Source organism: Paenibacillus ihbetae (assembly GCF_002741055.1).
GTDB classification, from domain to species: domain Bacteria; phylum Bacillota; class Bacilli; order Paenibacillales; family Paenibacillaceae; genus Paenibacillus_AQ; species Paenibacillus_AQ ihbetae.
On record NZ_CP016809.1, the window covers coordinates 5,436,789 to 5,458,726 of the forward strand.

Consider the following 21,938-nt stretch of genomic DNA (forward strand, 5'->3'; position numbering starts at 1 on the left):
TGGTTTGACCGGTGGAGCCGGGATATTGAAATACGAACGCCCTCGACCGATATACATACTAAGAGGTGATAATCATGGCGAAAAAGGGGCAAACATTTCATACCTACAGTTTCGAAACGAAGAAGAAAGCAGTCGCCATGCGGCTTGCGGGGAAAACGAAGAAAGAGGTGGCATCCGCCTTGCAAATATCGGACATCGGGCGGTTAAAGGTGTGGATGCGCAAATTCCGCGAGCATGGGGAGGAAGGTCTGATTGACCGGCGCAGGAAGTTATTGGAGTCCACGGATCACAACCGGTTGACCGAAGAAGGATAACAGCCGCCTGTATTCAAGGCATACATACGGAGGACGCAAGGGATTAAAATACCCCTCGCGTCTTTGTTTTAATTAACGCTCGGCTCCTGGATCGGGGGCATCTTCATTATTATTGTACGGTCAGGATGATCGCCCAGTTCATTTTAGGGGATGCGTCATAGTATGGTGTATGTTCTAAAAAGGAGGGATACATGTGAGCGGAGTAGCTGGAGGATACGGTGGTTACGGATACGGCTCTTCAGTAGGTGCTATCTTGGTATTATTCATCTTGTTGGTGATCATTACTCGCGCATTTATCTAATCCATTCTTTATAATGAACAGAGATGAAGAGAGCAATCACATCTGCTAAAGAGCGAATAGAAGAGACCCTGCCGTCGGCAGGGTCTCTTCTTCTAATATGGTTTACTTATAAGTTCCAGCGAAGAATAGGGTATCGTCGCCAATTTCGACTTTTGCATACTTAGCCGAAACCTCAATTTCCTTGGCTCCATCAATATCAACGGTGACTGTCTGAATGCTGTCGCTTGGAGAGATAACGACTTCTTTCAGCAGCACGTCCCCACTCATTATTTTTACCAGGATTTCTTTAGTAACCTTTACAGGCAATACGGAAAGTTCAAGGGTTTGATGTTTGCCTCCCGGTTTAAGCGTGAATCTCTTCTCTCCAATGTTGACGTTATTAAGGAGAACTCCTGAACCATAATCTTTACCATTATGTACGGTGTGCTGCTTGTCCTTGCTTATAACAGAGTCATATGACAATTTAATATCTTCCGAAGTTATGGGAGTTGTAGCTGATTTTTCACCCAGTTTGATTTTCTGAGCTTTATTATCATATTCCACCGCCACGCCCAGTGCATCTGATACTGCCCGCACAGGTAGATAAGTCGTGTTGTTATAGGAAATAGCAGCGATACGGTTCCCCGATTGATCCTTAGGCGTCCATTGCTTGCCATTCACCTCATAGGTAATGCCCCAGTTCAAATGAGCGGTGATCTTCTGTAATGCCGGCGCTGCACTTGCACCGATCGTCATCCCGCCAACCAATGTTGCTGCAGATAGTAATGCTACAAACTTTTTCTTCAATGTTCCTTTTCCTCCTTTTTACTGTTCCCCCTATGAAAGGGCATGCCAGGTCATTATACATAATGAATGAATGAAACCGCAAGGCTTCCCGATTCTGGCATATTGCCATTTCATGTGATACGATTTGGCTTGTCCAACGATGGACATAACAAGACCAGCAGGATGGAGGAATTGGATCATGAAAATTCTAATGGTAGGCGCATCCGGTACACTGGGTACAGCGGTTCGCAAAGAGCTGGGGCAGGATCATGAAATTATAACAGCTGGACGCAGTGGTGCCGATATAACGATGGATATGTCCGTTCCTGAAAGTATTGCGGGCATGTACAAGGCTGTCGGATCCGTAGATGCAGTGGTTTGTACCGCGGGCCAGGCTTACTTTGGTCCTCTTCACGAATTGACGCCAGAGCTGAATGAAATCGCGGTTATGGGTAAATTGAAGGGGCAAATCAACCTTGTTTTGCTCGGGATGGACCATGTTCATGATCGGGGAAGCTTTACGTTAACCACCGGCATTATTATGGACAGTCCTATTATCGGAGGCGTATCTTCCGCCATGGCAGGTGGAGCGATTAAAGCCTTCGTTCAAGCCGCAGCCATTGAAATGCCGCGAGGGATTCGCATAAACAACGTCAGTCCCAATGTATTGGAGGAATCCATGAGTACATACGGCCCATACTTCCCGGGCTTTGAGCCGGTACCTGCCGGGAGAGCTGCGCTTGCCTACCGGAAAAGCGTGGAGGGTGCCCAAACCGGACAAACGTACACGGTTTATTAAAAAGAAATGGTACGCTGAAATATGGGATGAAGTACATTTTCGGAGATAATAAGTCCGCTTCCGTTTCAGGTCATAAACCTGTCTATAAGCTAAACGGAGGTCTTCCAAGGCGGAATGTTGTGGGGGATTGATCACTTCGTTAAAAGAGGCTGCTCACCGGAATAATTGAGCGGCTTCTTTTAGTGAAGCTGGTTGGTACCTGAGCCGCACCCAATCAAACAAAAAAACAATCCCTGCAGAAAAATCCTGATACTGCAGGGATTGTTTTCGGGAGCCTCTAAAAGAGACTCCCTCATGGGAGAGGAGAAACCGGACGAAGAGCTTATGGGGAAACGTAAGTCTTCTCCGCGGTTGTCTACGACATTCATTGATGTCGATATCTTTAGGATGCCCGGCAGGAGCGGAAATATACCTGACTTTGAAAAAAAATGAAGAGGGGGCATGTTTCATTTTTCATATGCGGCAGGATTATGTTACGATAATCAATGCTATGGCCGTCCATGGCCATGAATCTTGATGTGATGAAACGGGTGAATCGAGCAGTGAGAGTAGTATCCGGAAGTGCAAAAGGCCGACCGCTGAAAAGCGTTCCCGGCATGAGCACCCGTCCGACGACGGATAAAGTGAAGGAAGCGATATTCAGTATGATCGGCCCCTATTTCGACGGGGGAACCGTCCTTGACCTGTTCGCAGGCACGGGAGGCCTTGGCATCGAGGCGTTAAGCCGGGGAATGGATCGTGCTGTTTTTATTGATGTGGAGCAGCGGAGCATCGAGACGATCAAGGATAATCTGAAGTCCGTGCGCCTGCAGGACGCGGCAGAGGTATATCGCAACGACGCGGCAAGAGCGCTTAAGGTGCTGGAGAAACGGGGAGCGGCATTCGATCTGGTGTTTCTGGACCCTCCCTATAAATTCAAAAATGGGGATGAGCTCATGAATGATATGGCAGAGCGCAAGCTTCTTCGCGAGGGAGCCGTTATCGTTCTGGAATATGAGTCAGGGTACGAATATCCGGAGAGCTTCGGCCCTTTTCACGGCATGCGAACGGCAAGGTACGGCGAAACCGCCGTCACTATTTACAGATACGAAACCGTACAGGGACAAGCTGCCGGTGCGGATGAGGAGGAATCACACGATGACAACCGAGAATAATAGTACATATCGAATTGCCGTTTATCCAGGCAGCTTTGATCCTGTGACGATGGGGCATATGGATATCATTACAAGGGCTTCGAAGCAGTTTGACTTGCTGATCGTGGCGGTTCTTAACAACTTAAGCAAAAACCCGCTGTTTACGGTGGAGGAGCGGAAGGATCTGTTGAGAGAGGCAACCCGTCATCTGCCTAACGTGGAAATCGACAGCTTCCGCGACCTGTTAGCCAATTATGTGCGTCAGCGGAATGCGCAAGTGATCGTCCGCGGCATTCGGACCGTGACGGATTTCGAGTATGAGCTGCAGCTCGCCTCGACCAACCACAAGCTGAATCCTGACGCGGAGACGATCTTCATGATGACCCATCCGAAGTATTCGTTTCTCAGCTCAAGCCTGGTTAAAGAGATCGCTCATTTTAACGGCGATACGACCGATTTGGTTAGTCCCGAGGTCGATGCGGCTCTGCGTCGTAAATTCAACGCCGGACGCGAACAATAAGCGATGAAATCATCCACAGCGCTGCTGCAATCAGCAGGAAAACAACGATCTGTGATTGAAGAACGGACGGAAAGCCGCTCCACAGGCTGAAGACATTCCCGTTCTGTCCGGTCTCCGGCGGCTCTGTCCTGAAGGCAGGGACAATGGCGGCAGACAGGCTGCTCGCGGGCTTCCAGCATGCCAGCATGACCAGAAATGCGAGCAGGGAATGAACGATCCGCTTCAGGATAAAGGTGCTCCAGGATAGGCCTGCGTCCCGCATCAGGGAGAGGCTTTGCAGCTGCGCGCTCATTCCGCTCCAGGCAAGAACGGCAGACAAGACGGCAAGCTGCATGGCGCTGTTCGTAAAGGCTGAGCTGCTGATCGATGCGGATGCAAGGTGGATTTCCAGCAATCCCGATGTAAAATAAGAAGGAAGCAAGGGCAGCAAATATTCGGACAATACCCGGGTAAGCACGGCGAATAACAGGATAAAGCCGCCGGCCATCATTAAGGTTTGGACGGAGCGGGTGACGGAGTCTCCCAGCAGTCTCCCAAAGCTGCGGCCGTCCCTTCTGTGGGCTTCCAGCGCTGCAGCAGCGGCACGCTTGATTAACGGTCCTTGCCGGGCAGGCTTATTCAGCTGCGCTGCGACATTCGGATCATGCGGCTTTCTTCTGAAGAGACTGAACAGCCACGCGGCCAGGAGTCCGGTAAGCCAATGCACGATAAGCAGCAGGTAGCCCGCCGCAGGCTGATGGAGCAGGCCGGTCCCGATGACAACCAGAATCGTCATCGGATTGCAGAAGTGGGACATGGCGGCAAGCCTTCCCGCTTCTCCGGGGCCGAGGTCTCCCTGCCTGTGCATGGCGGCGGCCGCCTGAGCGCCGGCCGGATATCCGGCGGTCATACCCGTAATGAGCACCCAGCCGCCGCTGCCCGGCAGCTTGAATAGCTTTCGCATGAGCGGATCGAGCAGAACGCCTGCACCGTGGGCGAAGCCGTAGGCCATCAATATTTCCACCAGAACAAGAAATGGCAGCAGTGCGGGAAATACGATGTTCCACCATAATTTCAAAGCTTGCAGGGTGGCCTGAAAGGCGGGCTCGGGCGCGCTGACGACGGCCAGCACCAGCAAGAAGGCGGCTGCCCCCAGCAGGACTGTGCTGGCGAATCCGGACTGGGTTTTGGTGGCGTTGCCTTTATTCATAAGGAATCTCCTTTCGACGTAAACATAGCTAGTACAACTTTATGCAAGGGAGACAACCGTCAGACCAATCTTGGCGCGAGGCCCGGATTTAGAAGGCGAGGGAGAATGCGATGAAGAAGTCTGTTAAACCGAATGGCTTAAGAATTGTACTGTATTTATTGATGGTTGGATTAATGGTGTACCTGGTCGTGTACATGCCGACTCCTTATTTGATTTATCAGCCGGGCAGCGCCGAGGAGGTGCGGCCGATGATCCGCGTCGAGAAGAGCGATCCCGAGGAAGAGGGGACGTTCATGATGACGACCGTATCGGCCAGCTATGCGAACCTTGCCTTGCTGATGATGTCGACGTTCAATCCGAATGCCGAGGTTGTGCAAAAGGCTGAAAAGATGGGGGATCAGAGCAAGGAGGAATACGCGGCCACCCAGGTCTATTACATGAACTCCTCCCAATCGTCCGCTATGGAGGCTGCTTATCAGGCAGCCGGCGTTGAGTATGCCATTGAGCCAGCCTATGTGTTCGTGATGTCGATCCCTGACGATTCCGCCAATGCGGATCATTTCCATCCGGGAGACAAACTGATCCGGATTGACGGGCAGCCTGCGAAGGACAACGACAAAATCGCCGCATTGTTAAGCGGCAAGCAAGTCGGAGACAAGGTGTCGGTTGAGCTGGAGCGTGGAGGTAAGACCTTGAAGGAGGATGTGTCTCTCGTCAGCATCAAGGACGAAAAGACGGGAGCGGAGCGACCGGGTCTCGGGGTAATGATCGCCACCATGCAGAAGGTTGCGCCGAGCAACCCGGATTACGTGATCAACTTTGCGGATACCAGCATCGGGGGACCTTCGGCCGGATTGATCTTCACGCTGGAAATTTACAATCAGCTCACGCCGGGCGATTTGAGCAAGGGCTACCGGATCGCCGGAACGGGCACGATCGACAAGTCGGGCAAGGTAGGCCCCATCGGCGGCGTGAAGCACAAAATTGTTGCGGCCGACAGGGAGGAAGCCGAAATCTTCTTCGTGCCGACGAAGAACTACGAGGAAGCCAAGAAGCGGGCCGACCGGATCGGAACGGACATGAAGCTCGTACAAGTCGAGCGCCTGCAGGATGCGCTGGACTATCTGGAGCAGCTGCCGCCTAAAGAGTAAGGGGCGGCAGCCGATAGTCATGGTAGAGGTCGCGGACGTCCGCATTCGGGTAGGCGTTGGCGTACACCGCGGCGGCTTGAAGGTCGCGCGTAAGCTGGGGATGATCCAGAGCGGCCGGTTTAATGACGACCGGAAGGGAAGCGGTCTTCCTCATTGTTCTCAGAAGTTTTTTTCCAGTCTCATTGAACCCAAGCACCCGGATATAGCCCGGGCCACGGGCAAGCTCGCCGGGATTCATCCCGGCTTTCTGGTGGTTCAGCATAATATGCACCAGCATGCGCTGCAGCTTGGTACGGGTGTATCGCTTGGTCTTGAGCGAATCCAGCAGCGCATCCACGGAGCTGTTATCCAGCTTGGGGAGCATTCGGCGGATTCGATACTCAAGCCCTTCGGTCACTTCCAGACACTGCGCAAGCTGGTCAGGAGGCAACGTGAGCAAGGTCTGGAACAGCGGCTGACGGAACCTGTCCCAGTTCATCGGGGCTCTGCCTGACCGGATTTCGCGTTCCAGAATCCGCAGCGTATATTCGGGAATATATGGAGCAGCCGCTTCAACGCCCTGGCTGGCAATAATTCTGCGGACTGCCGTTGCGCTGGCGATGGATCCGGCCCCCGGCTCGGGGTCGTGATACTGAGCGCTTTCCCTGGAGATGGTGAAGGGCGCTATGGAGCTCTCTAGCCGTTGAAGCGCAATGAGGTAATGGAGCCCAAGCGAATTGTTCGGCTTCGTGAGCAGCTCCCGGAGTCCGGCAGCATCTTTCTCGGTAACGCCGAAGGCGGCTGCGGCTGCAGCGCCGTAGGCTGACGGGAAGCTTAGCCCTTCCGCAAGGCGGCGGTCGAGCTCTGCGCGAAGCCTGTCGGGTTCCTTGGCCAGGACGCGGGAGAGAGGGAGCAGCTGCTCCAGCGTCCCGCTTTCCGATCCGAAGGACAGGCTGTCCACGACGCCGGTTGCATGGAGGGTGGCGACCGCGCCGTACGCGAACCATTCCGCCGGCTGCACCGCATAGGTGACAGGCAGCTCGAGCACGAGGTCGACTCCCATGGCAAGCGCCATTTCCGTTCGGGCGCGTTTGCCGGCAATAGCGGGCTCGCCGCGCTGGAGGAACGGGCCGCTCATGACGGCGATTACCGCGTCCGCGCGAGTGATGCTTTTGGATTTATGAAAATGCAGCTCATGGCCGTTATGTAAGGGATTGTATTCAACCACAATTCCAACCGTTTTCACTGTTCTTCAACTCCTTGCTTAAGAATATAACATAATTCGATGCCGAAACTGCAAGAATAAACGCATGCGTAAGCGGCGTTGCCTGCAGTGCCTGCCGCGGCGCGCAAAAAGGATATCCGCACGGTTCTTAAAGGTAATCCTGTTGACAAAACTCCGGCTGAATCGGTATAATAATCTTTGTTTGTTTGGAGTGATGGATATGCTTATTCAATTTCGTAAATTGACAACCAGCGATCAACCGTTACAGTTCCATCAAACCGTGGATGTTACGAATGCCGTAAAGGGTCGGAAGGATATCGTCGCCGTTCAGCCGCTGCAAGTGGATTTGAAGGCAGTTCCGTCCGTCGCAGGCTCGGTAGACGTTCGGGGAAGCTTGGAAGCTGAGCTGGAGATGAAATGCTCCCGCTGCTTGAAGCCGGTCAACGAACATCTGCACATCCCTTTTCATGAAGTATTCCAGCAGGTGGAGAATCCTGAATCCATTCAGGACGAAGATGACGACACGACATATGTACAAGGCGAGAGTGTGGATCTCGCCCCATATGTGGAGGAAGCATTTCTTCTTCAGCTGCCGCTAGCTCCGGTATGCAGAGACGACTGCAAGGGACTTTGCCACAATTGCGGCAAGGACCTTAATGAAGGCTCCTGCGATTGCGATACGGAAGTAATTGATCCGAGGCTGGCCGGGCTAAAGGACTTCTTTAAATGATGATGGATATGATACCCGCGACAGCGGGTTGAACCGATAAGGAGGTGGGAACATGGCAGTACCTCAACGTAGAACGTCCAAAACACGTCGTGACAAGCGTCGTACTCACTTTAAGCTGGCTGTGCCGGGCATGGTGAAATGCGAGCAATGCGGAGAACTGAAGCTTGCACATCGCGTATGTAAAGTATGCGGAACGTACAAGGCAAGAGAGATCATCAAACAATAGTCTTTTCATAAGTAGTACTTCATCTCTGGTGAGGTGCTATTTTTTTTGTCCGCGTCCTCTTTCTTTTTAACGTGACATGATTTATACTTAACATTAGTACCAGGTTCTAATATTTACGACTAATTTACATATAGGTTTGAAGAATGGCGGCTATAATAGCGGCAGAAGGAGTTGTTTCGTCATCGATCGTTTATCTAAGAAAGACCGTCACAAGCGGCTGGTCCAGCTGATCGACGAGAATCCCTTTGTTACGGACCGCGAGTTGACGCGCCAGCTTAAAGTCAGCATTCAGACGATTCGCCTGGACCGGATGGAGCTCGGCATCCCGGAGCTTCGGGAGCGGATGAAGCAGATGGCCGAGCATTCCTACGATCAGGTTCGCTCGTTGTCGCTTGAGGAAGTCATCGGAGACGTGGTTGACTTGCAATTAGACAAGAGCGGAATATCGATATTCGAAATTCGTGAGGAGCATGTATTCAGCAAAACCCGGATTGCGCGCGGACATTATGTGTTCGCTCAGGCCAATTCACTTGCTGTCGCAGTAATCAACGACGAGATCGCATTGACCTCCTCGGCGGACATCCGATTTTTGAGACAGGTTAAGCTTGGGGAGAAATGCATAGCCAAGGCCTATGTCCGGAACATTGCGGGACAGAAGGCGAAGGTGGAAGTGTTTACTTATGTCTCCGATGAAATGGTGTTCCAGGGGAATTTCGTAATATACCGATCTGCAGGGGAATGACATAAGTGAAGGAGGAAATAGGCATGAGAATTGTCGTTGACGCGATGGGCGGCGACCATGCGCCGAACAGCAATGTGGAAGGCGCGCTGCTTGCAGCGAAGGAATGGACGGATACGGAGATTATCCTCGTGGGCGATCAGGCACGGATCGAGAGTCTGCTGCAGGAGCGTCCCTCCAATCTGAAGATCGTCCATGCCAGCGAGGTGATCGAGGCGGAGGACGAGCCCGTGAAGGCCGTGCGCCGGAAGAAGGATGCCTCGATGGTCGTTGCGGGCCGAATGATCCGTGAAGGCCAAGCGGACGCCATGATCTCCGCAGGTAACACGGGTGCCTTAATGACAACGGGCCTGCTCGTCGTCGGCCGGATGAACGGAATCGAGCGCCCGGCGTTAGCGCCCATGATTCCGACGCTTGACGGCAAAGGAATGCTGGCGCTGGATCTCGGCGCGAACATGGATTCGAAGCCGGAGCATCTGCAGCAGTACGCGCTAATGGGCAGCCTCTACCGCGAGAAGGTGCACGGAATCGCCAAGCCCCGCGTCGGATTGCTTAACGTCGGGACGGAGGCCGGCAAAGGAAACGAGCTGACGAAGCACGCATATCCTTTGCTTAAGGAGCTGCCGATCCATTTTGTCGGCAACGTGGAATCGCGCGACGTGATGAACGGCGTATGCGATGTGCTGGTGTGCGACGGTTTTGCCGGCAACATTCTGCTCAAATCGATTGAAGGAACGGCCGGCGCGCTGTTCTCGCTTCTCAAGGAGCAGTTCGGCAAATCGCTCAAAACCAAGCTCGCCGCCGCGCTCATGATGCCGGAGCTGCGCAGCTTGAAGTCGATGCTGGACTACAAGGAGCACGGCGGAGCTCCGCTGCTCGGCCTTGGCGGGCTTGTCGTCAAGAGCCACGGCTCATCGGATGCGAACGCGGTGAAGAACGGGATCCGCCAGGCGCGCACAGCTTTGCAGAATCAGTTGGTAGAGAGCATTTCGAAGGAAATCAGCGGGAAGTGAGTGAGGATATGAACAAGTTGCGTCCGGTCGGAATTATTGGCACCGGCAAATATGTGCCGGAGAAGATTTTAACTAACCAGGATCTGGAGAAGATGGTGGATACGAGCGATGAATGGATCGTCTCCCGTACCGGAATCAAGGAGCGTCATGTCGCAGCCGAGCATGAGGCAACGTCGGATCTGGCCTATCATGCTGCCGTGAACGCCCTGAAATCGGCGGGCATGCATGCGGAGGACCTGGAGCTGATTATCGTGGCTACCATCACTCCGGATATGTTCTTTCCGTCAACGGCTTGTCTGCTGCAGGATCGTTTGGGCGCCAAGAAGGCGGCTGCATTCGATCTCTCGGCAGCCTGCTCCGGGTTTGTATACGGACTGGCAACTGCCACGAATTTCGTGAAGACGGGCATGTACAATAATGCCCTGGTGATCGGTGTGGACTGCTTGTCGCGAATTACGGATTACAGCGATCGGAACACCTGCGTCCTGTTCGGCGACGGGGCCGGTGCAGCGATCGTCGGAGAGGTGCCGGAAGGCCGAGGGTTCCAAGCGTTTGATCTCGGGGCCGAAGGCGCAGGCGGCGCTCATCTGTACATTGAAGCCGGGGGTTCCCGACTGCCTGCTTCAGCGGAGACGGTAAATACGAATAAACATTACATTTATATGAACGGACGCGAAGTGTTTAAATTTGCGGTACGGGTCATGGGAAGCGCGACGGAGGCCGTGTTGGCCAAGGCGGGGATCGATAAGAAGGATATCGACTTATTCATTCCGCACCAGGCGAATATCCGGATTATCAAATCGGCGATGGAACGGCTTGAGCTTCCTGAGGAAAAGGTTGTCATCAACGTCGACAAGTATGCGAATACGTCGGCTGCGTCCGTGCCGCTGGCTCTTGTTGAAGCACAGGAGTCCGGCCGGTTGAAGCCGGGCGACAAAGTGCTCATGGTAGGCTTCGGCGGCGGATTAACCTGGGGCTCGTCCGTACTCATCTGGTGACATCATACATTTAGCGCGAATGGATCTTCGCGCATGAAGGGAGCCGACGATTGTGGGGAAAACAGCATTTATATTTCCGGGGCAGGGCGCGCAATCCGTAGGGATGGGACAGGATGCGTTCAACGCCGTCCCCTCTGCACGGGATATGTTTCAAACAGCGGATGACAAGCTGGGTTTTTCGCTCAGCTCCATCATTTTCAACGGGCCTGATGAAGAGCTTAAGCAAACGGCGAATACGCAGCCGGCTCTTCTGACGACGAGCATGGCCTATCTGGAAGCGATTCGCGGCACGGGGATTAAGCCTGACTTCGTGGCAGGCCATTCCTTGGGCGAATACAGCGCGCTTGTATGCGCCGGCGTCCTGACATTCGAAGAAGCGGTTTCGATCGTAAGGGCGCGCGGTGAATATATGGAGGCTGCCGTTCCGGGCGGGCAAGGCTCCATGGCGGCCGTCCTGGGCGCTGAGCGTCAAGCGCTGGCCGAGCTGTGCAGCAGCATTACGGCCGACGGGCACGTGGTTGAGCTTGCGAATATGAACTGCCCGGGACAGATTGTTATTTCCGGTTCCGCCGAGGGCGTTGCTGCCGCGGTGGAACGAGTTAAGGAAGCCGGCGGCAAACGCGCCATACCGCTTGAAGTTAGCGGACCCTTCCATTCTTCGCTGATGAAGGATGCTGCCGGCCGGCTAGGCGATAAGCTGGAGACAGCAACCTTCCAATCTCCTGCCGTACCGGTTGTGGCGAACGTGACGGCCCGTCCGGTGGAGGATGCTTCAGAGATTCGCGGTCTGCTGGTCGAGCAAGTGTACTCACCTGTATTGTGGCAGGACAGCGTCGAATGGATGATTGCGCAAGGCGTCGATACTTTTGTCGAGATCGGTCCGGGCAGCGTGCTTAGCGGCCTCATCCGGAAGATCGACAAAACCGTCAAGGTGATTAATGTGAACAGCCTGGAGAGCGCTGAGAAACTGGAATCTCTTATGTAACGAAAGAATAACGATCATTTTTTGAAAGGAGGTACAGGTATGAATGAAGGACTGAAAGGGCAGACTGCGCTTGTTACGGGTGCTTCCCGCGGGATCGGCCGCAGCATAGCGCTTGCACTCGCCGATCTTGGCGCCAACGTCGCTGTCAACTATGCAGGGAGTGAAGCTGCCGCTGCGGAAGTCGTGGAAGCGATCCGTGCCAAGGGCGTATCCGCTATCGCGGTTCAATCCAACGTTGGACGGGCCGATGAAGCGGATGCGATGGTGAAGCAGGTATTGGATACATTTGGTCGAATAGATATCCTTGTGAATAATGCGGGGATTACTAGAGATAATTTAATCATGCGCATGAAAGAAGAGGAATTCGATCAAGTGATCGAAACGAATCTTAAAGGGGTGTTCAACTGCCTGAAGGCGGTAACCCGTCCGATGATGAAGCAGCGCTACGGTCGGATCATCAACATTTCGTCCGTCGTCGGAGCGCTCGGCAATCCGGGTCAGGCCAACTATGTGGCCGCGAAGGCCGGCGTCATCGGTTTGACGAAGTCGGCCGCCCGCGAGCTGGCATCACGGGGCATTACCGTGAATGCTGTGGCACCGGGCTTTATCGACACCGACATGACGCGGGAGCTGTCCGAGGATATGAGAGAAGGACTGCTCGGCGGCATTCCGCTCGCCCGGCTGGGCCAGCCGGAGGAGATCGCCGGAGTTGTTGCTTTTCTGGCATCCGAGAGCGCCTCATATATGACCGGCCAGGTGCTGCATGTGGATGGCGGCATGTATATGTAGGAGCCGCCGTCATGGCCTAGACGCTGCAAGCGTCGAAACTATAACGTTTTCAAATGCCTTCTATGGCAATTTGAAGTCATATCTCGTATAATTACCAAGAGGAGGTGAGCCGGATGTCCGATGTATTGGAACGCGTGAAACGCATCGTTGTCGACCGCCTGGGTGTTGACGAAGCCGACGTGACACTAGAAGCATCTTTCAAAGATGACCTTGGAGCTGATTCTCTCGATGTAGTGGAATTGGTGATGGAATTGGAAGATGAGTTTGATATGGAGATCTCTGATGAAGATGCGGAGAAAATTACGACCGTAGGTGAAGTTGTAAACTACATACAATCTCATACCTAAGTCTTAAAGTTAAGTCCCGTTCTTTAGCCAGGCGGGACTTCTCCTCATTCAATCCCCGTATTCATGCAACCAATGATAGATTATTGCTGCATTGTCCTGTCCCGTTGAATCCTTGACCGGATGAAAGGGAGGGACAAGCAGTCCATATAGAGGTGAGCTTGATGAAACGTAGAGTCGTTGTAACAGGAATGGGAGTCATGACCGCTCTCGGTCAGGACTTGGACACATTTTGGAACAGCCTGATGGAAGGGAAATCGGGTGTATCCCGCATTGAATCCTTTGATGTAAGTGAATACACCACGCAGATTGCCGCGTCGATGAAGGACTTCAATCCGGAGGATTACATGGACCGGAAAGAAGCCCGCAAAATGGACCGTTTCGTTCAGTTCGCCGTTGCAGCAGGCTCGAAGGCGCTGGAGGACAGCGGACTCGAGATCGGAAGCAATGTGGATGCCGAGCGTGTCGGCGTGTCGATCGGATCGGGCATCGGCGGACTCGGTACCTGGGAAGACCAGCACAATATTTTGCTGGAGAAGGGACCGAAGCGCGTCAGCCCGTTCTTCATTCCGATGATGATCGCGAACATGGCCTCCGGCCAAATGTCCATTAATCTTGGAGCCAAAGGCCCGAATACGACGCAGGTTACGGCTTGCGCAACCGGGACGCACTCGATCGGGGATTCGTTCCGTCTGATCCAGCGCGGCGATGCGGACGTCATGATCTGCGGCGGAGCGGAGGCTACAATCCGTCCGACCGGCATGGCGGGCTTCTGCGCGATGCGCGCGATGTCGACCCGCAACGATGAGCCGGAGAAGGCAAGCCGGCCGTTCGATACGGGCCGCGACGGATTTGTTATGGGCGAAGGCGCAGGGGTGCTTGTGCTCGAATCGCTGGAGCATGCTCAGGCGCGCGGAGCGAAAATCTACGCCGAGGTCATTGGTTACGGCCTGAGCGCAGACGCTCACCACATTACGGAGCCCGATCCTGACGGGGCGGCACGCTGCATGAAGATGGCGATCCGCGATGCGGGCATCTCGGCGGAGGAAGTGGACTACATTAATGCCCACGGAACGTCGACACCGGTCGGTGACCGGTCCGAGACCCAAGCGGTTAAGCTTGCACTCGGCGATCATGCTTATAAAGTGGCGGTAAGCTCCACCAAATCGATGACAGGCCATTTGCTGGGAGCCGCCGGCGGCGTTGAAGCGGTGATTTGCGGACTTAGCCTGAAGCATCAGCGCATCGCGCCGACGATCAATCTGGAGGATCAGGATCCAGAGTGCGATCTCGATTATGTACCTAATCATCCGCGCGAAGCCGATTTGGATGTCGTGATGTCCAATTCCTTCGGGTTCGGCGGTCATAATGCAACGATTATCCTGAAAAAATACGCCGAGTAAGGAGATAGTGTGTTGAGTGGAGATCTGAAGCAGTTACAGCATAAACTCCATATTCAATTTCGAAATGCAATGCTGCTGAAGCAGGCCTTTACCCACGCATCTTATGTAAACGAACACCGCTTCAGTCAGAACCAGGACAATGAGCGCCTCGAATTTTTGGGCGATGCCGTTCTGGAGCTGACCGTCAGCGAGTTCTTATACAATCTGTATCCGGACCGGCCGGAAGGAGAGCTGACCAAGCTGCGGGCTTCCATCGTATGCGAGCCTTCGCTTGTGCAGTTCGCCCTGAGCCTGGATTTCGGACGGTACGTATTGCTCGGCAAGGGAGAGGAAATGACGGGCGGACGTACCCGCCCGGCTCTTCTGGCTGATGTATTCGAATCGTTTGTGGGGGCGCTTTATCTGGATCAAGGACTGGAGGCGGTGCGTCAATTTTTGCACGATCATGTATTTCCTTCCATCACCGTCAATGGCCGTCCGCAGATGAGCGATTATAAGACCGAGCTTCAAGAACTGACGCAGCATCACAGCATGGGTGCCCTGGAATATCGCATCGTTGAGGAGCGAGGGCCGGCACATGAGCGGGAGTTTGTCTCAGAGGTATACATGGGAAGCAAATGTCTTGGACGCGGAAGCGGAAGATCCAAGAAGGAAGCCGAGCAGCAAGCGGCGGCGGTAGCGCTCAAGCAGCTGAAGCGCTCGGACGCCTGATGCTTCGCTTTAGGAATAGGACAAACAAAGAGCAAAGAGCAGTCAGGCAGATAACCGGATCCGGATGAAATGACTGTTTTTTGCTCTTTTCGTTGTCCAGCCATCCGATTAGGAGAGTCGACTTTTTTTGGAAGAACCGCTCCGTGCATAGACAGCGGAAAAGCCGATTCTGCTTGTGGTACAATAGCGTAAAGAGGTGATGGGTCGTATATGTTTTTGAAACGGATTGAGCTAGCAGGCTTTAAGTCGTTTGCCGATAAAACGGAGATGGAATTCGTACGCGGCATTACGGCTGTCGTCGGGCCGAACGGCAGCGGCAAGAGCAATATTTCCGACGGGATCCGCTGGGTCCTTGGGGAGCAGAGCGCCAAATCGCTTCGCGGCGGAAAGATGGAGGACATTATTTTTGCCGGCAGCGATGCGCGTAAGGCGGTCAACTATGGCGAAGTATCGCTTACGCTGGACAATGAGGATCATGTGCTTCCGCTTGATTTTCATGAGGTAACGGTGACCAGACGGGTGCACCGAAGCGGCGACAGCGAATATTTCATCAACAGGCAGTCCTGCCGGCTCAAGGATATTACGGAGCTGTTCATGGACACGGGGATCGGCAAGGAGGCCTATTCCATCATTGGACAGGGGCGTATCGAAGAGATTTTAAGCACAAGATCGGAAGACCGCAGGGGCATATTTGAGGAAGCTTCCGGTATTGTTAAATATAAATCGCGAAAAAAAGAATCCGTGCGCAAGCTGGATGAGACGGAGCAGAATCTGCTGCGCATCCACGATCTTGTCACAGAGCTTGAGGATCAGATCGGACCGCTGAAGGAGCAGTCCGAGAAAGCGATCCGTTACAAGGAGCTCCGCGAGGAGCTGAAGCATAAGGAAATATCGCTGTACGTATACCAAATTGAGCAGATTCATAACGCATGGAGCGAAGCGAATGCAAAGCTCGAGCAGCTGAAGGAAGAGCAGCTTGCCCTGTCAACGGTCGTTTCCGCGCATGATGCCAAGCTTGAGAGCGACCGATCGGCGCTGCGGCAGCTGGAGCAGGAAGTGGAGGACATTCAGAGCCAGCTTCTGCAATACAGCGAGCTGTTCGAGAAGAGCGAGGGGTACGGGGAAGTGCTCAAGGAGCGCCGCCGGAACCTGGAGCGCACGCGGGAGCAGCTGGAGGACAGCCTCCATTCGGGGGATACCCATCTTGCCGAGCGGGTAGAAGAGCTTGAGCGCATGAAGAGCAAGCTGTCGGAGCTGAAGCAGGAATTGATTCAGGTTCGGGATCAGCTATCGGCGGAAGAAGCCAAGCTGGTCGGCGTCACCGGCGGGATCAGCCAGGAGCAGGAGGAGAGCCTGAAGGGCAATTTGCTCGAGCTGATGAACCGGATGGCCCAAGCGCGCAATGAAATCCGGTATGCGGACCAGCAGCAGGAAGCGCTGGAGCGCCGGATGAATCGCGCTCAGGAGGAATCCGGCAAATGGGAGGCCTTGAAAGAGGATTTGCTTCGCCGCAAGGAGAGCATTGACCGCAGCATCGAACGCTTCGGCAAGGAAATTGCCGATCTGCGCAGCGGGTATATCAGCGAGAGCGAGCGTTACCAGTCGCTGCAAAAGCTGCTCGATGAGACGCAGGGCGCCCTCCGGAAATGGGAGCAAAAGCGCGAGGCTCAGATTGCCCGCCGGGATACGATGAAAGAGCTGCAGGATGACTTTGACGGCTTCATGCTGGGCGTTAAGGAAGTGCTGAAGGCTTCGCGCAAATCGGTGCTCCAGGGTGTCCATGGTGCGGTGGCGGAGCTGATCCGCGTACCGGAAAGGCTGGAGCTTGCCATGGAGACGGCGCTCGGAGCATCGGTGCAGCATATCGTCATGGATAATGAAGCGGTATCCAGGCAAGCGATCTCGTTCCTGAAGCAGCGGCAGCTAGGACGGGCGACGTTTCTGCCGCTGGACGTCATCCGGCCGCGGAACGTATCCGGGTCGGACCGGTCGCTGGCCGAAGGGGAGCCCGGGTTCGTCGGCTTCGGCTCCGAGCTCGTGCAGTACGATCCCCGTTACAGCAACATCGTCGGCAGCTTGCTCGGCAATGTCGTCATTGCCGAGACGCTCGAGCAGGCCAACAAGATTGCTGCGCGGTTCTCCTACCGCTTCCGTGTCGTTACACTGGAAGGGGATGTCGTTAATGCGGGCGGTTCGATGACCGGCGGAAGCCATCATAAGAAAACGAACAGCCTGCTGGGCCGCAAGCGCCAGCTGGAACAGCTGGACCAGGAGATCATGGAAACCGAGCGCCAGCTGGACAAGCTTCGCCAAGGCATGGAAGGCGTACGCACGCAAATGCTGGAATCTCAAGATAAGCTGGATTCGCTGCGCAAAGCAGGGGACGACAAGCGCATTGAAGAGCAGCAGGCGGCTGGAGACCGGAAGCAGCTGGAGCATGAGCTGCGTCACGTGCTGGAGCAGGCTGAGCTTGCCGGCGAGGAGAAGAGCAGCCAGGAGCAGGAGGCGAAGCAGATTCAGGAGGCGAGAGCCCGCGCAGAGAAGCTCCTGCAGCAGCTGGAAGAAGAAGAGAAGGCGACGCATCAGGCCATTCAAGCCGCGGAGTTTGCCCGTAAGGCGAATGAATCGGCCAAGGAAGAGCTGCAGAGCCAGCTTACGCTGCTCAAGGTTCGGGAGGGCAAGCTGGATCAGGAGACCTTCTCATTGGAGGAGCAGCTGAAGCGGCTGCAGTCCGATGTCGATAATCATGAGAAACAACAAAAGCAAAACCGCACGATGCTGGCCTCGGTGCAAGCTGACCTCGAGCAGAACGAGCGCGAAAGCGTCAAGCAGATCGAGAATTTGAACGAGTACAAGCTGAAGAAGGAAGAGGCGGCGCAGCAGCTCGAGTTCAAGCGGGCGGCGCGCACGGCTCTTGGCCGGAAGCTGGAGCTCGCGGAGAGCGAGACAAAGGAGCAGCGCATCCAGCTGAAAGCGGTGGAGGATAAGCTCCGCGAGACCGAAATCGGCGTTAACCGGCTCGACGTGGAGCTGGAGAACATCCTGAAGAAATTGAGCGAGGATTACGAGCTCAGTTACGAGCTTGCCAAGCAGCGCTACCCCGTACCGGAGGACGTAACGTCCGCGCAGCACGAAGTGCGGGATTTGAAACGCTCCATCGCAGCGCTCGGGGACGTAAACCTCGGCGCGATTGAGGAATTTCAACGCGTCAATGAACGCTATCAGTTCCTCAGCGAACAGAAGGCAGACCTGGTTGAGGCGAAAACGACGCTGTATCAAGTCATCAAGGAAATGGATGATGAGATGTCCCGGCGCTTTAAGCAGACCTTTGACGCGATCCGCCGCGAATTCGGAACCGTGTTTACGAAGCTGTTCGGGGGCGGTCGCGCAGACCTTGTGCTGATCGATCCGGATCGTCTATTGGAGACGGGTATCGATATCGTCGCCCAGCCGCCGGGCAAGAAGCTGCAAAATCTGCAGCTGCTGTCGGGGGGAGAACGGGCGCTGACCGCCATGGCGCTTCTATTCGCCATCCTGCATGTGAAGCCGGTGCCGTTCTGCGTACTGGATGAGGTCGAAGCGGCACTCGATGAAGCGAACGTTGTGCGCTTTGCGCAATATTTGCGCGAATTTTCCGAGCAGACGCAATTTATCGTAGTCACTCACCGCAAAGGAACGATGGAAGAAGCGGACGTGCTGTACGGGGTCACGATGGAGGAAGGCGGCGTTTCGAAGCTCGTGTCCGTCAAGCTGGAGAATGAAGAAGCGGAAATTGCCTGATAGAACATTTAACATGTGTGGAGGGAACTATGAGCTTTTTTAAGAGACTGAAAGAGAGCATTTCTAGCAAGACCGAGAATGTAACGAAGCAGTTCCGCGACGGACTCGAAAAAACGCGGAAGGGATTCATCGAGAAGGTATCGGATCTCGTGACCCGGCGCAAAAAAATAGACGAGGAGTTCTATGAGGAGCTGGAGGAGATCCTGATCGGTGCCGATGTAGGCGTCAACACGGTGATGGATCTGATGGACGACCTCCGGGCGGAGGTCAAAAAGCGCCGGATCGAGGATGCGGCAGATCTGCAGCCGGTATTGTCCGAGAAGCTGATGGAGCTGCTTCGCGATGACAGCAGCAACGAGCTCCGCGAAAATCCGGACGGCATTACGGTGATTCTGTTTGTCGGCGTCAACGGCGTCGGCAAGACCACAACGATCGGCAAGCTGGCTCACCGTTACAAGCAGCAGGGCAAGAAAGTGCTGCTTGCGGCAGGCGATACCTTCCGTGCCGGTGCGATCGAGCAGCTGGAGGTTTGGGGCGAGCGGGTTGGCGTTGAAGTCATCAAGCAGCAGGCGGGATCCGACCCGGCGGCTGTCATGTTTGACGCCGTACAAGCCGCCAAGCAGCGGCAAGCGGATGTTCTGCTCTGCGATACGGCTGGACGTCTCCAGAACAAGACGAATCTGATGGAAGAGCTTAACAAGATCTTCCGCGTGATCCAGCGTGAGATTCCGAGTGCGCCGCATGAAGTGCTGATGGTGCTGGATGCTACGACAGGCCAGAATGCGCTGAGTCAGGCGAAGCTGTTCGGCGAGAAGAGCGGCGTAACCGGTCTTGTCCTGACGAAGCTGGATGGAACGGCAAAGGGCGGCATCGTCATCGCTATCCGCCAGGAGCTGAACCTGCCGGTGAAGCTCGTTGGCCTCGGGGAGAAGATGGAGGATCTGCAGACCTTCGATTCCGAGCAATTCGTGCACGCGCTGTTTGCCGGGATGATCAAGGAAGACGAGAACCCGGCGGACCCGAATTGATCCATGTTCGCGAATCCGTTTGGGCATACATCGAAACACAACAAAGAGGCGAGCCTCAAGGTCTGGTGACCTGGGACCGCCTCTTTGCTATTCGGCAAGGCACGAGAAACGTGCCATATCCTTCTGCCCGTCGCTAAGTTCCAGGAATCCGATCAGGACGAAACGATGCGTACGAATTCGATCGACCGGAGCGGAATGATAGCCGTATCGGTCGGAGGGCCGTAAATGATCGGAGGCACCTTTAACGTGACGGTGCTTTCTTCGACCGCGGTTAGCGTTCCGATAATGATATCGCCGGACACCGCCACCTCGGTTTCGGATCCGATAAAGCCTTGGAGCCAATCTACAAAACGCATAGGGGGTCGCCTCCTTTTTTTTTGAATCATTAAGCGTATTTATAAATCATTAAGCGTAAATCAGACCGGACGTATTCGATAAACAGGTTACTGCACGGACGTGATATTGGTAAAAGGAATCAGAACAAGATCGCCTGAAGCCTCCCGGAGCTGAACGCCGTCGTCGGCCGTAGCCAGAACGACGCCTTCCAGGGTAACGAAGGTCGTGCCCACACGTACCCTCTGACCGATCCGGGCACCGAAATATTCAATAAGCTCCGGAATGATGATTAATCCGGTTCGAACCTGGTCCTCCAGCGATTCTACCCGTTCGGTTAAATGTTCGGTTTGCCGGCTGAGAAGCTCAACTTGGCGCGATAACGCCTTTACTTTGGCAGCAAGTCGTCTGCCGAACAGGATGCAGCACATGGGTCATTCTCCTTTCTGTCATCGTTTGTATTGTTCAATATCAGACTTTAGCTCGAGCAGGGAAGCCAGGCTTCGCTGCTCGGTGTCCCGGATGAGCGGCAATGCGCCGTGCACGTGGCCGGGCCCGTATTTCAAAAAGCGCTCAGTGCGTTCAACCCATTCGTCCAGCGGCTGCCGGTAATCGACCACGTACTGTCCAAGGCCGAAGGAGCACAGAAGGCTGTGCACTTTGCCCATCGTGCTGAAGGCAAGCACCGGCTTACCACCCCGAAGGGCTGCAAGGGATGGATGAAGCTTGAAGGAAATTAAATAATCGACGGATTGAATAAAGCTGTACGTCAGTTCAAGATCCATCAGAAAAGGAAGCGTTTCGATCGATGCGTGCGGCGACAGCTCCTTCACCTTCTGCTGCAGCTGCAAGCAAGTGCTGTAGTCGGAATAGGCATTGCCCGGATGATGGATGACCGGTATGAGCGCCAGGTGGTACCCCTTTCGGTTCAAATGCGAAAGCAGCTTCGTCATGTTGTCCATCGGGAAGGAAGAATACGAGAACACCACTACGCCAATAACCGGACGTCTCGAGAAACGCTTGACGGGAATGGCCGGCTGCCGGTATCCGAACACGATATCCGGAGCGACCTCGACATTTCGGTGAAACCTTGCCCGCTGCGCAATCGCTTGGGACCTCTCATCCCGGAACACCGCACGCTGGGCCGCCGAGATCATATCCCGATAAGCGGATACCTGATCCTCCGGCCAGGTGTGCTCGGGATAAGCGTCCACAATGCCGACGCCATAGACCCAGGTGGGCCTTCCCTTGAGCTGGGCAGGGAAATAATAATTGTTGAAGGAATAAGGCGTGATCAGATCGCCTCCGCCGATGATGAACGCATCGGTCTGATTCGGGTCCAGCCGGGAATTCCAAGGGTAGACGTGATGATTGTCAAAAATCTGGCGGAGGGTATGAAGGAACAGATCGTCCCCGAAATTTCCCATTCCGTAATATCCGGAAGCGGCAATTTTCATAACGTTTCACCTCCTTTATAGTCACG

General features: G+C 54.5%; 23 protein-coding genes and 1 pseudogene. 18 read left to right on the forward strand and 6 right to left on the reverse strand.

The genetic code is table 11. The annotated features are described in order from the left end of the window. Positions 1–74 precede the first annotated feature (74 nt). Positions 75–314, forward strand: a complete 240-nt coding sequence (locus BBD41_RS24465) for a helix-turn-helix domain-containing protein (RefSeq protein ID WP_099479161.1) — start codon at positions 75–77, stop codon at positions 312–314. Positions 315–507: 193 nt separating this feature from the next. Continuing rightward, positions 508–615, forward strand: a complete 108-nt coding sequence (locus BBD41_RS24470; RefSeq protein ID WP_099479163.1) for a sporulation protein YjcZ — start codon at positions 508–510, stop codon at positions 613–615. Positions 616–717: 102 nt separating this feature from the next. Here the strand turns inward: BBD41_RS24470 and BBD41_RS24475 are convergent, their stop codons facing one another. Further along, positions 718–1,401: a stalk domain-containing protein gene (locus BBD41_RS24475; RefSeq protein ID WP_099479165.1), complete on the reverse strand. Its 684-nt coding sequence runs from the start codon at positions 1,399–1,401 to the stop codon at positions 718–720. Between the two features lie 178 nt (positions 1,402–1,579). Between BBD41_RS24475 and BBD41_RS24480 the strand changes: the two genes are divergently transcribed. The 3 genes from BBD41_RS24480 (at position 1,580) to coaD (ending at position 3,832) form a co-directional block, all read left to right on the forward strand. Further along, entirely contained in the window at positions 1,580–2,179 is a 600-nt protein-coding gene (locus BBD41_RS24480) for a short chain dehydrogenase (protein ID WP_077567184.1), read from the forward strand. Positions 2,180–2,721: 542 nt separating this feature from the next. Then, the gene (gene rsmD, locus BBD41_RS24485; RefSeq protein WP_237086904.1) at positions 2,722–3,333 is read left to right on the forward strand and encodes a 16S rRNA (guanine(966)-N(2))-methyltransferase RsmD; all 612 of its coding nucleotides are present in this window, start codon (positions 2,722–2,724) and stop codon (positions 3,331–3,333) included. Next, positions 3,317–3,832 (forward strand): pantetheine-phosphate adenylyltransferase, encoded by a 516-nt coding sequence (coaD, locus tag BBD41_RS24490; protein WP_077567183.1) that lies wholly within the window; start codon positions 3,317–3,319, stop codon positions 3,830–3,832. The genes rsmD and coaD overlap by 17 nt, the downstream gene beginning before the upstream one ends. Here the strand turns inward: coaD and BBD41_RS24495 are convergent. Next, complete coding sequence (locus BBD41_RS24495; protein ID WP_099479167.1) at positions 3,810–5,021, reverse strand: nucleoside recognition domain-containing protein; 1,212 nt, start codon at positions 5,019–5,021, stop codon at positions 3,810–3,812. The two genes, coaD and BBD41_RS24495, sit on opposite strands and share 23 nt — an antisense overlap. A 110-nt stretch (positions 5,022–5,131) precedes the next feature. Here BBD41_RS24495 and BBD41_RS24500 point away from each other — a divergent pair, with 110 nt between their 5' ends. Continuing rightward, positions 5,132–6,172, forward strand: coding sequence for a SepM family pheromone-processing serine protease (locus tag BBD41_RS24500; RefSeq protein WP_077567181.1), 1,041 nt, complete (start codon positions 5,132–5,134; stop codon positions 6,170–6,172). Here the strand turns inward: BBD41_RS24500 and BBD41_RS24505 are convergent. Beyond that, the gene (locus BBD41_RS24505) at positions 6,162–7,397 is read right to left on the reverse strand and encodes a nucleotidyltransferase (protein ID WP_099479168.1); all 1,236 of its coding nucleotides are present in this window, start codon (positions 7,395–7,397) and stop codon (positions 6,162–6,164) included. The genes BBD41_RS24500 and BBD41_RS24505 overlap by 11 nt on opposite strands. Positions 7,398–7,596: 199 nt before the next feature. Between BBD41_RS24505 and BBD41_RS24510 the strand changes: the two genes are divergently transcribed. The 12 genes and pseudogenes from BBD41_RS24510 (at position 7,597) to ftsY (ending at position 20,122) form a co-directional block, all read left to right on the forward strand. After that, entirely contained in the window at positions 7,597–8,106 is a 510-nt protein-coding gene (locus tag BBD41_RS24510) for a YceD family protein (RefSeq protein ID WP_077567179.1), read from the forward strand. A gap of 52 nt (positions 8,107–8,158) precedes the next feature. Continuing rightward, entirely contained in the window at positions 8,159–8,332 is a 174-nt protein-coding gene (gene rpmF / locus BBD41_RS24515; protein ID WP_006211382.1) for a 50S ribosomal protein L32, read from the forward strand. A gap of 181 nt (positions 8,333–8,513) precedes the next feature. Beyond that, a pseudogene (fapR, locus tag BBD41_RS24520) lies at positions 8,514–9,114 on the forward strand (transcription factor FapR). Then, the gene (gene plsX / locus BBD41_RS24525; RefSeq protein WP_099479170.1) at positions 9,098–10,084 is read left to right on the forward strand and encodes a phosphate acyltransferase PlsX; all 987 of its coding nucleotides are present in this window, start codon (positions 9,098–9,100) and stop codon (positions 10,082–10,084) included. Before fapR ends, plsX begins: the two are co-directional and overlap by 17 nt. 8 nt (positions 10,085–10,092) lie before the next feature. Further along, the gene (locus BBD41_RS24530; protein ID WP_007132119.1) at positions 10,093–11,082 is read left to right on the forward strand and encodes a beta-ketoacyl-ACP synthase III; all 990 of its coding nucleotides are present in this window, start codon (positions 10,093–10,095) and stop codon (positions 11,080–11,082) included. 52 nt (positions 11,083–11,134) lie between these two features. Beyond that, positions 11,135–12,067, forward strand: coding sequence for an ACP S-malonyltransferase (gene fabD, locus BBD41_RS24535; RefSeq protein ID WP_077567177.1), 933 nt, complete (start codon positions 11,135–11,137; stop codon positions 12,065–12,067). A 39-nt stretch (positions 12,068–12,106) separates the two neighbouring features. Further along, positions 12,107–12,856: a 3-oxoacyl-[acyl-carrier-protein] reductase gene (fabG, locus tag BBD41_RS24540; RefSeq protein WP_077567176.1), complete on the forward strand. Its 750-nt coding sequence runs from the start codon at positions 12,107–12,109 to the stop codon at positions 12,854–12,856. Positions 12,857–12,969: 113 nt separating this feature from the next. After that, a complete protein-coding gene (gene acpP / locus BBD41_RS24545) occupies positions 12,970–13,203 on the forward strand; it encodes an acyl carrier protein (RefSeq protein ID WP_007132116.1) in 234 nt (77 codons plus the stop codon). Positions 13,204–13,364: 161 nt separating this feature from the next. Continuing rightward, on the forward strand, positions 13,365–14,603 hold the full coding sequence (gene fabF / locus BBD41_RS24550) for a beta-ketoacyl-ACP synthase II (protein ID WP_099479172.1): 1,239 nt from the start codon (positions 13,365–13,367) through the stop codon (positions 14,601–14,603). A gap of 12 nt (positions 14,604–14,615) precedes the next feature. Beyond that, positions 14,616–15,314, forward strand: a complete 699-nt coding sequence (gene rnc / locus BBD41_RS24555) for a ribonuclease III (protein ID WP_077567174.1) — start codon at positions 14,616–14,618, stop codon at positions 15,312–15,314. Between the two features lie 210 nt (positions 15,315–15,524). Next, positions 15,525–19,094 (forward strand): chromosome segregation protein SMC, encoded by a 3,570-nt coding sequence (gene smc, locus BBD41_RS24560; protein WP_099479174.1) that lies wholly within the window; start codon positions 15,525–15,527, stop codon positions 19,092–19,094. A gap of 29 nt (positions 19,095–19,123) precedes the next feature. After that, a complete protein-coding gene (gene ftsY, locus BBD41_RS24565; protein ID WP_077567172.1) occupies positions 19,124–20,122 on the forward strand; it encodes a signal recognition particle-docking protein FtsY in 999 nt (332 codons plus the stop codon). Between the two features lie 152 nt (positions 20,123–20,274). Here the strand turns inward: ftsY and BBD41_RS24570 are convergent, their stop codons facing one another. The 3 genes from BBD41_RS24570 to BBD41_RS24580 form a co-directional block, all read right to left on the reverse strand. Continuing rightward, a complete protein-coding gene (locus BBD41_RS24570) occupies positions 20,275–20,478 on the reverse strand; it encodes a hypothetical protein (protein ID WP_077567171.1) in 204 nt (67 codons plus the stop codon). A gap of 87 nt (positions 20,479–20,565) precedes the next feature. Further along, positions 20,566–20,886 carry a hypothetical protein gene (locus BBD41_RS24575; protein ID WP_077567170.1) on the reverse strand — a complete coding sequence of 107 codons (321 nt, stop codon included), beginning with the start codon at positions 20,884–20,886 and terminating at the stop codon, positions 20,566–20,568. A gap of 18 nt (positions 20,887–20,904) precedes the next feature. Continuing rightward, positions 20,905–21,912, reverse strand: coding sequence for a polysaccharide pyruvyl transferase family protein (locus BBD41_RS24580; RefSeq protein WP_099479176.1), 1,008 nt, complete (start codon positions 21,910–21,912; stop codon positions 20,905–20,907). Between the last annotated feature and the right edge of the window lie 26 nt (positions 21,913–21,938).